Origin of the sequence: Allobosea sp. (assembly GCF_036675845.1) — a bacterium.
Taxonomy (GTDB): Bacteria; Pseudomonadota; Alphaproteobacteria; order Rhizobiales; family Beijerinckiaceae; genus Allobosea.
Window position 1 is genome coordinate 1 of record NZ_JAKFED010000217.1, and the last position, 14,597, is coordinate 14,597.

A 14,597-nucleotide genomic window follows, 5' to 3' on the forward strand; every position below is an offset into this window, starting at 1 on the left:
GGCCAGCTTGGCCCCGAGGCCGCCGGCGATCTCATAGCCCATGCAGGAATAACCGTATTCCATGTGGTAGCCGCCGGCGGCGCCGGCCTGCCAGAGCTTGTGCAATTCGCCCGGCAGCCCGCCGGCCGCGCAGAGCACGACATCGCTCGGCCGGCTCTGGCGCTGCACCGCGCCGACGACCTGCGCGTCGCTCGGGAGCAGCTCATTGCCCGGGGCGGTGTAGCGGGCGGCGGTCGCCAGCCAGGCCTCGCGATCGGCCTGGGCTTTTGCCGTCCAGCGCGCTGGCGCCAGCCAGTCCGTCAGCCAATGGCCCAGCTCGGAGAGCCCGACCCCGGCGTCGGCGAGCAGCGGCTGCGCGCCATGCTTGCCGGCATCGAAGGCCTGCGTATTGAGGCCGATGATCCGGCAGCCCGGATCGGCAAAGAGCGCGCGCGAACCCGTCGTGAAGTCCTGCAAGCGCGTGCCGACCGCGAGCACGACATCGGCGCTCTTCGCCGCCGCGTTGGCGGCTTCCGTACCGGTGACGCCGATGGCGCCGAGATTGAGCGGGTGGTCGTGCGGCAAGGCGCTCTTGCCGGCTTGCGTCTCGGCGGCGGGAATGCCGTGCTCCCGGCAGAAGCGCGCAAGCTCGACCTCCGCCTCGCTGTAGAGCACGCCGCCACCGGCGACGACGAGCGGACGCTTTGCCGCCTTCAGCAGCGCGACCGCCTGCGCCAGCTCGTTCAGATCCGGCCGCTGGCGGCGCGGCGTCCAGATCCGCTCGGCGAAGAAGCTCTCCGGGTAGTCATAGGCCTCGGTCTGCACGTCCTGGCAGAGCGCCAGCGTCACCGGGCCGCATTCGGCCGGGTCGGTCAGCACCTGCATGGCGCGCTCGAAGGCGGGGATGAGCTGCTCGGGCCGGGTCAGCCGGTCGAAATAGCGCGAGACCGGCCGGAAGCAGTCATTCGCCGAGACCGTGCCGTCGCCGAAATCCTCGATCTGCTGCAGCACCGGGTCGGGCCGGCGCCCAGCGAAGACATCGCCCGGCAGCAGCAGCAAGGGCAGGCGGTTGACATGCGCGACGGCGGCGGCCGTGACCATATTGGTCGCGCCCGGCCCGATCGAGCTCGTCACCGCCATCATCCGGCGCCGGCGCGAGGCTTTGGCGAAGGCGATCGCCGCATGCGCCATCGCCTGCTCGTTATGCGCCCGGAAGGTCGGCATGACGTCGCGCAGGCCATGGAGCGCCTCGCCGAGCCCGGCGACATTGCCGTGCCCGAAGATCGCCCAGATTCCGGCGAAGAGCGGCAGCGTGGCGCCATCGACGACGGTCTTCTGCGCCGCCAGCGCCGCGACGAGCGCCTGCGCCATGGTGAGCCGGATCGTGCTCATCGCCATTCTCCTCAGCGACGTTCCCAGGCCGCGACCAACTGGCCGAAGCGCTGCGCCATCATCGCGGTCGCCGCCTCGTCGTCCAGCTTGCCGGCGAGCCAGCCGCGCGCCGCCTCACCGAAGATGGTCCGGCCGACGGCGAAGCCCCTGACGGTCGCCGACGCCTTGGTCAGCCGGAAGGCCTGCTCCAGCTCCTCCGTCGGCGCGTCGAGGCCGAGCAGCACGACGCCGCGGCAATAGGGGTCGTTCTCGTCGATGGCGGCGTCGACCGCCGCCCAGGCAGCCGGGGATGGCTGGCCTTCGAGCTTCCACCAGTCCGGCCTGATGCCGATCTGGTAGAGCCGGCGCATCACCGAGGCGGTCGTGTCGTCGCCTACCGCGCCGTGCTTGGAGGCGATGATCTCGACCAGGAGCTCGCGGCCGACCTGGCGGCAGGCGAGCGCGACGCGCTTCAGCACCGCCTCCTGCTGCTGCTTCAGCGCCGGATCGTCGTCGGGATGATAGAAGGCCAGGCATTTGGCAACATGGTGGACCGGCCATTCGGCGAGTTCGGCGCCGAGCGAGCCGGCGGCATCGGTCTCCAGCGCCAGCGGCCGCGAGCCCGGAACCTCCAGCGGCCGCGCCACCCAGAAATCATGATCGCCGGCGCGGAACAGCGCCTCGCGGCCATGGCGGCCGTCGAGCAGCATGCCGAAGCCCGGGCGCCCGGCGGCGACGCGCGCCGCGGCCTCGACCGCGAGCCGCTTGAAGGCGGCGATGCGCTCATGCGGCACGCCGGCCTCGTCGGCCATCTTCTCGATCTGGGCGCGGTGGTCGATGGCGAGCGCCATCAGCGTTTCGCCCTGCGGCCGGCGGGTCGTCGCCCAATGGATATGGTTCAGCTCGGCGTCGCGCCGCAGCGCGCGATGCGGCGAGCCGTTGCGGAGGAAGTGCTGGAGTTCCGGGAAGGTCGGGCTGTCGGGCGAGCAGAGCAGGCGCGAGACGGCGAAGGCGCCGCCGGCATTGGCATAGGCGCAGCAGGTCTCCAGCGGCTCGTCGCGCAGCCAGCCGCGCAGGAAGCCCGACATGAAGGCATCGCCGGCGCCGAGCACATTGTAGACCTCGACCGGGAAGCCCGGCCCCTTGATGCCGGCCTCGAGCGAATCCGGGATCGCGCCCGGAAACACCACGCAGCCCATCGGCCCGCGCTTGCAGACGATGGTCGCGGCGCTGAGGCTGCGGATGGTGCGGATCGCGGTGAGCGTATCCTCCGAGCCGCCGGCGACATGCAATTCCTCCTCGGTGCCGACGACGAGATCGCAATCGGGCAGGATCGCCTGCAGATGCTGGGTCACCGTGTCGGAGCGGATATAGCGTTCCTCGCCGGCGCCATGGCCGGCCAGCCCCCAGAGATTGGGGCGATAGTCGACATCGAAGGCGACCTTGCGGCCGTGCTTGCGGGCGAGCGCGATCGCCTTGCGCTGGGCCGCGGCGGCACCCGGAATCGAGAAATGCGTCCCGGTGACGACGACGGCGCGGGCCGAGGCGATGAACTCCTCGTCGATCTCGCTCTCGTCGAGCGCCGCATCGGCGCAATCGGTCCGGTAGAAGATCAGCGGAAAGGTTTTTTCGTCGCGCACGCCGAGGATCACCAGCGAGGTCAGGCGCTTGGGATCGACGACGACGCCCCTGGTCTCGACGCCTTCGCGCTCAAGCTGCTCGAGGATGAAGCGGCCCATCTGCTCGTCGCCGACGCGGGTGATGACCGCCGATTTCAGCCCGAGCCTAGCGGTGCCGATGGCGATGTTGGTCGGGCAGCCGCCGACCGCCTTGGAGAAGCTGCCCATATCCTCGAGCCGGCCGCCGATCTGCTGGCCGTAGAGGTCGACCGAGGAACGGCCGATGCTGATGAGGTCGAGCACGGGTTCAGGCATCGTCGCGGACTTTCTCGGCAGTGCCGACGGCCAGCGTCATCGCGAGCGCGAAGGTCGCGGCCATCGAGCGGAAGGCACCATAATCGGCCTCGCTGACTTCGAGGCAGAGGTCGCAATGCGCCGCCAGCGGGCTCAGCGCATTGTCGGTCAGGGCGATGACGGGGACGCCGGCGCCCTGGGCGGCGGCGGCCATCTCGATCGTCGCCGGCGTATAGGGCGTGCAACTGACCGCGATCATCACATCGCCCGGCCGGGCGATCGCCGCCTGTTCGGCCCCGAGCGAGGCGACATTGTCGACCAGCACGGCGCGGATGCCGACCTTGCCGAAGGCGTAGGCGAGATAGGCGACGACCGGGAACATCCGGCGCGCGCCGACAAGGACGATGGTGCGCGCCGCGGCGAGCATGTCGGTCGCGGTCTCGACATCGTCCGGGCGCAGGCCGGTACGCAGCCGCTTCAGCGAGGTCTCGCTGGCGTGGATGAAGCCGTCGAGCAGCACCGAGGCCATGTGGTCGCCGGCCGCGCCGCCCTCGCGCAACACGGCGAGGCGCGCGCGATGGTCGGACAGTTGCTGGCGCAGCCTGGTGCGGAAGACCTGCTGCAATTCGCTGAAGCCGGAATAGTCGAGCGCCTGGGCGAATCGCACCAGCGTCGAGGGCTGGACACCCGCCTTCTGCGCGATCTGCGAGGCGGTGTTCAGCGCCATGTCGTCGGGATGGGCGAGCGCATGGTCGGCGACCTGCCGCAAACGCCGCGGCAGGAGCGGCCCGCGCTCGCGCAGCAGCGCGACGAAGCCCTCGAAATCCGGTCTCGGGGTTTCCTGCTGAAGCTCTGGGGGCATGGGGCTCCGATCGGCTCCGACCGGCTCTGCGGCGGCCTTGACTTGCGGGTGGGAAGATTGAAATATTTGTTCCACTAGTCAAGCAGAACAAAAAATCTGTGCCGAAAGACAGATTCAGGGAGCCAGGCGTCAGTTGTCCGAGATACCCAGCTTCAGCCGCAATCTGGCCGGCAAGATCGCCATTGTCACCGGTGCGAGCCAGGGCCTCGGCGAAGCCATCGCCGGCGAACTCGCCGCCCGCGGCGCCGCCGGCCTGCTCCTGACCGGCCGCAGCCGCGAGCGCGGCGAGGGCGTCGCCGCGCGCTTGCGCGAGAGCGGCTGCGATGTGCGCTTCCTGAGCGTCGACCTGGCCGATCTCGCCGCCGTCCGGACCATCGTTCCGGCCGCCGAGAAGGCGTTCGGGCGGCTCGACATCCTGGTCAATGCCGCCGGCGACACCGACCGGGGCACGATCTGCGACACGACGCCCGAGCTCTACGAGCGCATCATGGCGGTCAACCTGACCGCGCCGTTCTTCCTGATCCAGGACGCGGCCAACCTGATGCGGCGCGAGAAGATCGAAGGCAGCATCGTCAACATCCAGTCGATGTCGGCCCATGGCGGCCAGCCCTTCCTCGCCGCCTACAGCGTCTCCAAGGGCGCGCTGGCGACGCTGACCCGCAACGCCGCCTATGGGCTGCTCGCCGACCGCATCCGCGTCAACGGCCTCAATATCGGCTGGATGGCGACGCCGGGCGAGGATGCGATCATGCGCCTGCGCCATGACGCGCAGGATGGCTGGCTCGACAAGGCCGCCGCGAGCCAGCCCTTCGGCCGGCTGGTCGACCCGCGCGAGGTCGCCAAGGCGGTCGCCTATCTCGCCTCGGGCGAATCCGGGCTGATGACCGGCACCAATATCGATTTCGACCAGACCATTCTCGGCGCCCACGACTAGAGCGGCCCGACCGTGCCGACAGGACAGAGAAACACGATGCGATTTGGACTACTGGGCGCCGGCAGGATCGGCCGGATTCACGGGTTGAACGTGGCGGCGCGGAGCGATGCCAGCCTCGTCGCGCTGGCCGACGCCTCGCCGGAGGCCGCCGCCGCGCTCGCCGCCGCATCGGGTGCCAAGGTCGCCAGCACCGAGGCGATCCTCGCCGATTCGTCGATCGACGCCGTGCTGATCTGCACGCCGACCGACACCCATGCCGACCTGATCGAGGCCGCCGTCTCGGCCGGAAAGGCCGTGTTCTGCGAAAAGCCGGTCGACCTCGATGCCGCCCGCATCCGGCGCTGCCTCGAAGTGGTGGCGAAATCCGGCAAGCCGCTGATGATCGGCTTCAACCGCCGCTTCGATCCGAATTTTTCGGCGCTCGAGCAACGCCTGCGCCAGGGCGAGGCCGGCGCCATCGAGATCGTCAGCGTGATCTCGCGCGATCCCTCCCCGCCCCCGGTCGACTATGTGAAGCGCTCCGGCGGGCTCTTCCGCGACATGATGATCCATGATTTCGACATGGCCCGCTTCCTTTTGGCCGAGGAGCCGGTCGAGGTCTTCGCGCTCGGCTCGGCGCTGGTCGACCCGGCCATCGGAGACGCCGGCGACGTCGACACGGCCGCCGTGCTGATGCGCACGGCGAGCGGCCGGATCGCCCAGATCTCCAACTCGCGCCGCGCATCTTACGGCTACGACCAGCGCATCGAGGTGCATGGCTCGCAGGGCATGCTGCGCGCCGGCAACATCCACGAGACCACGGTCGAGATCGCGACCGGCGCCGGCTTCCGCGCCGACCCGGTGCAGAACTTCTTCCTCGAGCGTTACGCCGCCGCCTACCGGGCCGAGCTCGACGCCTTCATCGGCGCCTGCCGCGACGGCCGCCAGCCGGCGCCTTCCGGGCAGGACGGGCTCAAGGCCCAGATCCTGGCCGATGCGGCAACCGAATCGCGCCGCACCGGCAAGCCGGTCAGCGTCGCGCTGGAGGCGATCTGACCATGTCACCGGCCGATCTCGACCTGCGCCAGTTCGCCGTGCTCGGCCTCGTGCACGAGGCCAGCCGCGTGGCGCTCGACTATTTCCGCAAGAGCGACAGCCTCGGCATCACCATGAAGGGCACGCAGGACTGGCTCACCGTGGCCGACGGCGCGGTCGAGGAGCTGCTGCGCCAGCGCCTTGCCGTGCTGTTCCCGCAGGATGCGATCATCGGCGAGGAAGGTGGCGGCGAGGCCGCCGACGCGGTCTGGATCATCGACCCGATCGACGGCACCTCGAATTTCGCCCGCGGCGACCGCAACTGGTGCATCTCGATCGGCCTGCTGCTGAACGGCGTGCCGGAGATCGGCATCGTGTCCGCCCCTGCGCTCGACGAGCTCTATCTCGGCCGGCGCGGCCAGGGCGCGACCCTGAACGGCGGCCCGATCAAGGTTTCGGGCGGCGCCGACATCGGCCGCGCCTATGTCGAGCTCGGCTGGTCGACGCGCATTCCCAACGCGGACTATCTCGCCTCGGTAGGCCGCGCCCTGGACGCAGGCGCCGCGGTCCGGCGCGCCGGCTCAGGGACGCTCGGCCTCTGCCATGTCGCGAACGGGCGCACCGACGCCTATGCCGAGCTGCACATCAACGCCTGGGACGTCGCCGCCGGCATGGTGATCGCCGGCGAGGCGGGCGCGCGGATGAACGATTTCTTCGCCGGCGACGGCATCAGGCGCGGCAATCCGATCCTGTGCTGCACGCCTGGCCTGGTGCCGGAGCTCGAGCGGATCACCGGGATCATGAGCCGGCACAGGGATCATTGATCTTTTCGGACGAACGGTCAGTATCGACCCAAGAAGAAGAACGAATAATCAGCCATCGGGAGGACGACATGCATAAATTTCACTGGCTTCGGGCCGGGCTTCTGGCGTCGCTCGCCGGCGGCGCGCTCCTTGCGGCGGCGCCCGCCAGCGCGCAGGGCTCGCTCGTGATGTATTGCGGCGTGCAGGAGGAATGGTGCCGCGCGATGAGCGGCGCCTTCGAGAAGGAAACCGGCATCAAGGTCGCGATGACCCGCAAGTCGGCCGGCGAGATCTACGCCCAGCTCAAGGCCGAGGCGTCGAACCCGCGCGGCGACATCTGGTGGGGCGGCACCGGCGACCCGCATCTCCAGGCCGCCGAGGAGGGCCTGACCCAGGAATACGAGTCTCCTGGCAACAAGGGCCTGCACGACTGGGCCCTGGCGCAGTGGAAGGCGGCAAAGCAGCGCTCGGTCGGCATCTATGCCGGGGCGCTCGGCTTCGGCTTCAACACCCAGCAGATCAAGGCCAAGGGTCTCGCCGAGCCGAAATGCTGGGCCGACCTGCTCGACCCGAAGCTGAAGGACGACGTCCAGGTCGCCGATCCGAACTCCTCGGGCACGGCCTATAACCTGCTGGCGACGGTGATCCAGCTGATGGGCGAGGACAAGGGCTTCGACTATCTGCGCGCCCTGCACAAGAATGTCAGCCAGTACACAAAATCGGGCGCGGCGCCGGCCAAGGCGGCGAGCCTCGGCGAGACCGCCGTCGGCATCGTCTTCATCCACGACGCCGTGGTCTTCGCCGTCCAGGGCGACCCGATCAAGGCGGTCGCCCCCTGCGAGGGCACCGGCTACGAGATCGGCTCGATGTCGATCGTCAAGGGCGCGCGCAATCTCGACAATGCCAAGAAGTTCTACGACTGGGCCCTGACCCCGGCCGCGCAGGCGCTCGCCGCCCCGGCCAAATCCTATCAGGTCCCCTCCAACAAGAGCGCACCGGTTCCCGCCCAGGCGCCGAAGATGGAGGAGATGAAGCTGATCGACTACGACTTCGTCAAATACGGCTCATCGGCCGAGCGCGTCCGCCTGCTCACCAAATGGGACAAGGAGATCAAGGCGCTGCCGAAGTGATCCGGCACTGACGAAAGCGAGACGACAACGATGCGCCCCGCGACCCGGCTCGCGCTGCTGGTCGGCTGGCTCGGCTATGCGCTCATCCCCTGGTATCTGCCGGACGGGATGAGCCTCACCGAGTTCGGCTGGCTCGCCGGCTATCCGTTCGGCGAGGCCGGCACCGCGCTGGCGCTGGCGCTCTCGGGCGCGGCGCCCTGGCTCTTGCCGGTCGGCGTCGCGCTGGTGGCCGCGACCGTGCTGAGCCGCCGGCCGCCCAGTGCCGCGACCGGTGCGTCGCTGGCCTGGACCGGGCTCGCGGGGCTCGTCTTCCTCTTCGCGCAGGGCTTTGCCGTCACCCTCAAGGGCCAGGGCCTGCCCGGGCTCGCAATGCTGCTCGGCGGCGCCGATGCCGCCCAGCCCGGCATGGGCTTCGGCGCCTTCCTGACCGTGCTGTCGCTGCTGCTGCTGCTCTGCCACGGCCTGGCCTATCGCGGCGTCTGCCGCGGCGACCTCTTCACCACCTCCTCGATCGGCATCGTCGTGCTGCTGATCGGCCTGTTCATCTTCCTGCCGGTGGCGACGATCCTGCGCAGCGCGCTGATCGATTCCGACGGCACGCTGGCGCTCGGCGAGTTCATCGAGCGCTTCCTGAGCCCGACGATCTGGGGCCTCGGCTGCCTCAGCGCCAACACCAATTGCGGTGTCGCCTGGAACACGCTGATCCTGGCGGTGCTGACCGGCGTCATCACAACCCTGCTCGGCCTCGCCTGCGCGCTGCTGATCCTGCGCACCGGCATGCCCGGCAAGCGCGCCATGCGGCTGCTCACCGTGCTGCCGATCATCACGCCGCCCTTCGTCATCGGCCTGGCGCTGATCCTGCTCTTCGGCCGCTCCGGCATGTTCTCGACCCTGCTCTTCGAATGGTTCGGGGTGCCGCGCTCGCGCTGGATCTACGGCCTGCCGGGCATCCTGCTGGCGCAGGTGCTGGCCTTCGCGCCGATCGCCTTCCTCGTGCTGATCGGCGTGGTGCAAGGCATCAGCCCGAGCCTGGAGGAGGCCTCGCAGACCCTCGGCGCCAAGCGCTGGACCACCTTCCGCACCGTGACCTGGCCGCTGCTGCGGCCCGGCCTCGCCAACGCCTTCCTGCTCGGCTTCGTCGAGAGCATGGCCGATTTCGGCAATCCGCTGGTGCTCGGCGGCAATTTCGAGGTGCTCTCGACCAAGATCTTCTTCGCCGTGGTCGGCGCCGCGCATAATCAGGGCCAGGCGGCGGTGCTCGCCATCGTCCTGCTCAGCTTCACGCTCGCCGCCTTCTGGGCGCAGCAGCGCTGGCTCGGCGGCAAGTCCTACACGACGGTGACCGGCAAGGGCGATTCCGGCCTGCCGACGCCGCTGCCGCGGCGCATTTCCTGGCTCGCCGGGCTGGTGATCGTGCCCTGGGTGGCGCTGACGCTGGTGATCTACGTCGTCATCCTGATGGGCGGCTTCGTCAAGACCATGGGGCGCGACCACACCCCGACGCTCCAGCATTACCGCACCGGCTTCTCGATCGATTTCAGCCGCGGCGTCGATTTCGACGGCTCGGCCTGGAGCTCGTTCTTCACCACGCTGAAGCTCGCGGCGATCTCGGCGCCGCTGACCGCGCTGATCGGCCTGCTGACCGCCTATCTCCTGACGCGGCAGCGCTTCGCCGGGCGCGGCGCGCTCGAATTCGCCACCATGCTGAGCTTCGCCATCCCCGGCACGGTGCTCGGCGTCGCCTATATCCTGGCCTTCAACGTGCCGCCGGTCGAGATCACCGGCACCGGCCTGATCCTGGTGATCGCCTTCGTCTTCCGCAACATGCCGGTCGGCGTGCGCTCCGGCATCGCCGGGCTGTCGCAGATCGACAAGAGCCTCGACGAGGCCTCGACCACGCTCAGCGCCCGCAGCTTCACCACGCTCTGGCGCGTCGTGCTGCCGCTGCTGCGCCCGGCTCTGGTGGCGGCGCTGGTCTACAGCTTCGTGCGCAGCATGACGACGGTCAGCGCCGTGATCTTCCTGGTCTCGGCCGAGTACAACCTCGCCACCGCCTATATCATCGGGCGGGTCGAGGCCGGCGAGTTCGGCCTCGCCATCGCCTATTCCTCGGTGCTCATCGTGGTCATGGCGATCGGGATCAGCCTGATCCAGCTCGGCGTCGGCGAGCGCAAGCTCGGCCGCCGCGGCACGCCGGCGCTCGCCACCTCGGCCGCCGAGCCGGTCAAGTAAGGACATCTCATCGCAATGACCAGGCTGGGCCCCGCCTCCGTCGAATTCCGCAATGTCAGCATGCGCTACGGCTCGGTCACCGCCGTCGACAATGTCAATTTCTCGATCGAGGCCGGCAAGCTGGTGACGCTGCTCGGCCCCTCCGGCTGCGGCAAGACCACGACGCTGCGCATGATCGCCGGGCTCGAGATCGCCAGCGAGGGCCAGATCCTGATCGGCGGCAAGGACGTGACCCGGCTCTCGGCGGCCGACCGCGACGTCAGCATGGTCTTCCAGTCCTATGCGCTGTTCCCCCATATGAGCGTGCTCGAAAACGCCGCCTATGGGCCGACGGTGAAGGGGCTCGGCAAGGAGACGGCGCGCGAGATGGCGCTGGAGAAGCTGGCGCTGGTCGGCCTCAAGGGCTTCGAGAAACGCTACCCGTCGGAACTCTCCGGCGGCCAGCAGCAGCGCGTCGCGGTCGCCCGCGCTCTGGTGCTGGAGCCGCAGGTGCTGCTCTTCGACGAGCCGCTCTCCAATCTCGACGCCAAGCTGCGCCGCCGGGTGCGCGAGGAAATCCGCGAGCTGCAGCAGAACCTCAACCTGACCGTCGCCTATGTCACCCATGACCAGGAGGAGGCGCTCGCCGTCTCCGACCGGATCATCGTGATGTCGAACGCCAGGATCGCCCAGGAAGGCGCGCCGCGCGAACTCTACGAGCAGCCGGTCAATGCCTTCGTCGCCGACTTCATCGGCGACGCCAACCTGCTCGACGTCGCGATCCGCTCGGTCTCCGGCGAGACGGCGGAGGTCGCGGTCGGGCCCGCCACCCTGTCGCTGCCGGCCCGCGGCCTGGTCCCCGGCCCTGCCCGGATCGCGATCCGTCCCGAAAGCCTGCTGCTGGGCGGCGCGGCCGCAGCCTCGTCCCTGCCCGGCACGGTGCGCAAATGCACCTATCTCGGCAATCATCAGGACATCATGGTCGCGACCGATCTCGGCGAGCTCTTCGTCGTCCGCTACGGCGCCCATGCGATGCTCGAAACCGGCGCGCCGGTCCTGCTTTCCTTCGCGACATCCGGCGTGACGCTGATTCCGCCGGCCTGAGGTGGAGCAGCTCGAAAAATCTTTCGGCAGATTGGGATTTCTGCCGCAATATCAGCATGTTTGGTATTTACTCGCCATAAGCTGGCTAATGAAAAATGCAGGATTCCGGGCTATGATGCGGCCTTGAGTCGGCGCCCCCTCGGAAAGTCCCTCAGCACGATGAACGCAAGCGACAACGCCACCACGATCCTGATCCATCTCGCAGGTGGTGTAGCGCTGCTGATCTGGTCGGTGCGCCTGGTGCGGACCGGTGCGATGCGTGCCTTCGGCGTCTCGCTGCGGCAGGCGCTGCAGAGCTTCACCAGGAACCGTCTAGCCGCCTTCGGCAGCGGCATCGCCGTCACCATGGTCCTGCAGAGCTCGACCGCGACGACGCTGCTCGTCTCCTCCTTCGCCGGGCGCGCCCTGATCGTGCCGGCGATGGCGCTCGCCGTGCTGCTCGGCGCCAATCTCGGCACTGCGCTCGCCGCCTTCGTCATCTCGATGGATCTGGGCTGGGTCTGGGGCCTGTGCCTGGCCATCGGCGTCGCGCTCTACCTCGCCCATGAGGCGATGGACCGCGCCCGCAATATCGGCCGCGTCCTGGTCGGCATCGGGCTGATCCTGCTCTCGCTGATCGAGCTCAACGCCGCCGCCGCGCCGCTGGCCCAGTCGCCGACCTTCCGGACCGTGCTCGGCGCGCTCAGCGGCGAGCCGCTGCTCGCCGTGCTGGTCGCCGTCGCCGCGACCTGGCTGACCCATTCGAGCATCGCGATCATCCTGCTGATCGCGACCTTCGCGGCCTCGGGCCTGTTTCCGCCGGCGACGGCGGTCGCCCTCGTGCTCGGCGCCAATCTCGGCAACGCCCTGATCCCGGTGCTCGACCAGCTCGGCGCCCCGGCGGCGCAGCGCCGCGCCGCGATCGGCAACCTGGTGACGCGGCTCGTCCTCGTCGCTGCGCTGCTGCCCTTCGCCCAGCCGTTGGCGGCCTGGCTGCAGGCCCTGCCCGGCCAGGATGCGCGCCTCGCCATCGAGTTCCATGTCGGCCTCAACCTCGTCGGTGCCCTGATCTTCCTGCCCTTCATCGGCCCGATCTCGGCCCTGGTCGGGCGGTTGATGCCGGGCGAGAAGGCGGCGGAGACCGTCGTCAAGCCGCGCCATCTCGACCCGAGCGTGCTCGACAGCCCGACCGAGGCACTGGCCGGGGCGATGCGGGAGGCGCTGAGCCTCGGCGACCGCGTCGAGGCCATGCTGCACGACACCATGCAGATGATCGGCAAGGACGAGCTCAAGCTCGCGCGTGCCATCGCCCAGGCGGATGACGGCGTCGACGCCATCCATGAATCGATCAAGCTCTACCTCGTCCGGGTCTCGCGCGCCGAGCTGAGCGAGGCCGAGAGCCGGCGGCTGTTCGAGATCATCACCCTGATCACCAATCTCGAGCATATCGGCGACATCATCGACAAGAACCTGCGCGATCTCGCCGAGAAGAAGATCCGCAAGCGCTACGCCTTCTCGCCCGAGGGGCTGGAGGAGATCCGCGATTTCCACCAGCGCGTCGCTTCGGGCCTGAGGCTGGCGCTGAACGTCTTCGCCACGCGCGACCTGACGCTGGCGCGCCAGCTCTTCGCCGAGAAGGCGACGATGCGCGATGCCGAGCGCCACGCGACGGAGAGCCATTTCCAGCGCCTGCGCAGCGGCCGGCCGGAATCGATCGAGACCAGCGCGATCCATCTCGACATCATCCGCGACCTCAAGCGCATCCATGGCCACGCCGTCTCGATCGGCTACCCGATCCTGGAGAGCGCCAATGCGCTGCGCGAGAGCCGGCTGAAGGCCGAGGAAGAGGCGAAGCCGGAGGTCGGCCTGGCAGCCGCGGCCCAGTCCGGCCGCTGAGGGCGAAGCCGCGGGCGGCGATTCGGCTTCCGCGCCATGGTCGCCATGCGCCGGGTGCACCGCCGGCCGATTGACCTCGCGCGCGGCTGCGCTCAAGCGTGAGGCCATGACCTCGATCCCGCTGACCGCCGCCCCCGCGACCCGCCCGCTGATGCCGATGCTGGCGGCGCTCAGCCTGGCGCATCTCCTCAACGACCTGATCCAGTCGATGATCCCGGCGATCTATCCGCTGATCAAGGACGCCTATGATCTCGATTTCGCCCGGATCGGCCTGATCACGCTGGCCTTCCAGGTCACCTCCTCGCTGCTCCAGCCGCTGCTGGGCTATGTCACCGACCGCAGACCCTGGCCCTATGCGATGGTGGCCGGGATGGGCTCGAGCCTGCTCGGCCTGCTCGGCCTCTCCTTCGCGGCCAGCTACGAGATGGTGCTGGTTTCCGCGGCGCTGGTGGGGCTCGGCTCGGCGGTGTTCCATCCCGAGGCGACGCGGATGGCGCGCCACGCCGCAGCCGGGCGCCAGGGCCTGGCGCAGGGCGTGTTCCAGATCGGCGGCCATGCCGGCTATGCGATCGGCCCGCTGCTGGCGGCCGCCATCGTCGTCCCGCGCGGGCAGCAGAGCCTCGCCTGGTTCTCCCTGATCGCGCTGGTGGCGATGGTGCTGATGTCGTGGACGGGCTCGCGCTATGCCGCGATGCGCCGCGAGCAAGCCGAGGCCGCCGACAAGGGCCGGCCAGCCGAAGTTTCCGGCGCGCGGCTGCCCTTGCGCCGCGTCGCGCTGGCGATGACGGTGCTGATCGTCATCCTGTTCTCGAAGAACGCCTATACCGCCGGCTTCACCTCCTACTACACCTTCTATCTGATCGAGCGCTTCGGGATCAGCCTGCAGCTCTCGCAGATCATGCTGTTCCTCTATCTGGTGGTCGGTGCGGTCGGCGTGATCGTCGGCGGCATGATCGGCGACCGTATCGGCCGCGACCGGGTGATCTGGATCTCGATCCTCGGCTCGCTGCCCTTCGCCCTGCTGCTGCCCTATGTCGATCTGTTCTGGACGGGCGTGCTCAGCATCCTGATCAGCCTGATCATGGCGAGCGCCTTCTCCTCGATCCTGATCTACGCCATCGACCTCGTGCCGCACCGGGTCGGGCTGGTCGGCGGCCTGTTCTACGGCCTCGCCTTCGGCCTCGGCGGCATCGCTGCCGCCGGGCTCGGCGCGCTCGCCGACCAGATCGGCATCGTCGCCGTCTTCAAGCTCTGCTCCTGGCTGCCGGCCGTCGGCCTCCTGGCCTTCCTGCTGCCGCGGATGCCGAACGCCTCCTGACCTGCGCCGACGCGCGCCAATCGGGGCGCCTCGGCGAAGCACGGGACTTCTCGACGATGGCGGCGGCCGGGACGGCCAGCCTG

The 14,597-nt window shown here is 69.2% G+C and carries 11 protein-coding genes; 8 read left to right on the forward strand and 3 right to left on the reverse strand.

Annotation, left to right across the window (positions count from 1 at the left end; translation table 11 throughout):
* The 3 genes from iolD to V6M56_RS22585 form a co-directional block, all read right to left on the reverse strand.
* Positions 1 to 1,377 (reverse strand): 3D-(3,5/4)-trihydroxycyclohexane-1,2-dione acylhydrolase (decyclizing) (gene iolD / locus V6M56_RS22575; RefSeq protein WP_332687316.1); only part of this gene is annotated, 1,377 nt, incomplete at its 3' end.
* 5 nt (positions 1,378 to 1,382) lie between these two features.
* Positions 1,383 to 3,284, reverse strand: coding sequence for a bifunctional 5-dehydro-2-deoxygluconokinase/5-dehydro-2-deoxyphosphogluconate aldolase (locus V6M56_RS22580; protein WP_332687318.1), 1,902 nt, complete (start codon positions 3,282 to 3,284; stop codon positions 1,383 to 1,385).
* Complete coding sequence (locus V6M56_RS22585) at positions 3,277 to 4,125, reverse strand: MurR/RpiR family transcriptional regulator (RefSeq protein ID WP_332687320.1); 849 nt, start codon at positions 4,123 to 4,125, stop codon at positions 3,277 to 3,279. Before V6M56_RS22585 ends, V6M56_RS22580 begins: the two co-directional genes overlap by 8 nt.
* A 142-nt stretch (positions 4,126 to 4,267) precedes the next feature.
* Here V6M56_RS22585 and V6M56_RS22590 point away from each other — a divergent pair, with 142 nt between their 5' ends.
* The 8 genes from V6M56_RS22590 (at position 4,268) to V6M56_RS22625 (ending at position 14,514) form a co-directional block, all read left to right on the forward strand.
* Positions 4,268 to 5,059, forward strand: coding sequence for an SDR family oxidoreductase (locus V6M56_RS22590; protein WP_332687337.1), 792 nt, complete (start codon positions 4,268 to 4,270; stop codon positions 5,057 to 5,059).
* A gap of 36 nt (positions 5,060 to 5,095) precedes the next feature.
* Positions 5,096 to 6,094, forward strand: coding sequence for an inositol 2-dehydrogenase (gene iolG, locus V6M56_RS22595; protein ID WP_332687323.1), 999 nt, complete (start codon positions 5,096 to 5,098; stop codon positions 6,092 to 6,094).
* A 2-nt stretch (positions 6,095 to 6,096) separates the two neighbouring features.
* A complete protein-coding gene (locus tag V6M56_RS22600) occupies positions 6,097 to 6,897 on the forward strand; it encodes an inositol monophosphatase family protein (RefSeq protein WP_332687325.1) in 801 nt (266 codons plus the stop codon).
* Positions 6,898 to 6,965: 68 nt separating this feature from the next.
* Positions 6,966 to 8,006, forward strand: coding sequence for an ABC transporter substrate-binding protein (locus V6M56_RS22605; RefSeq protein WP_332687327.1), 1,041 nt, complete (start codon positions 6,966 to 6,968; stop codon positions 8,004 to 8,006).
* Between the two features lie 30 nt (positions 8,007 to 8,036).
* Positions 8,037 to 10,238: an ABC transporter permease gene (locus V6M56_RS22610; RefSeq protein WP_332687329.1), complete on the forward strand. Its 2,202-nt coding sequence runs from the start codon at positions 8,037 to 8,039 to the stop codon at positions 10,236 to 10,238.
* A gap of 15 nt (positions 10,239 to 10,253) precedes the next feature.
* A complete protein-coding gene (locus tag V6M56_RS22615) occupies positions 10,254 to 11,321 on the forward strand; it encodes an ABC transporter ATP-binding protein (RefSeq protein WP_332687331.1) in 1,068 nt (355 codons plus the stop codon).
* A gap of 159 nt (positions 11,322 to 11,480) precedes the next feature.
* Positions 11,481 to 13,196: a Na/Pi cotransporter family protein gene (locus V6M56_RS22620; protein ID WP_332687333.1), complete on the forward strand. Its 1,716-nt coding sequence runs from the start codon at positions 11,481 to 11,483 to the stop codon at positions 13,194 to 13,196.
* A 106-nt stretch (positions 13,197 to 13,302) separates the two neighbouring features.
* The gene (locus V6M56_RS22625; protein ID WP_332687335.1) at positions 13,303 to 14,514 is read left to right on the forward strand and encodes an MFS transporter; all 1,212 of its coding nucleotides are present in this window, start codon (positions 13,303 to 13,305) and stop codon (positions 14,512 to 14,514) included.
* Positions 14,515 to 14,597: the final 83 nt, after the last annotated feature.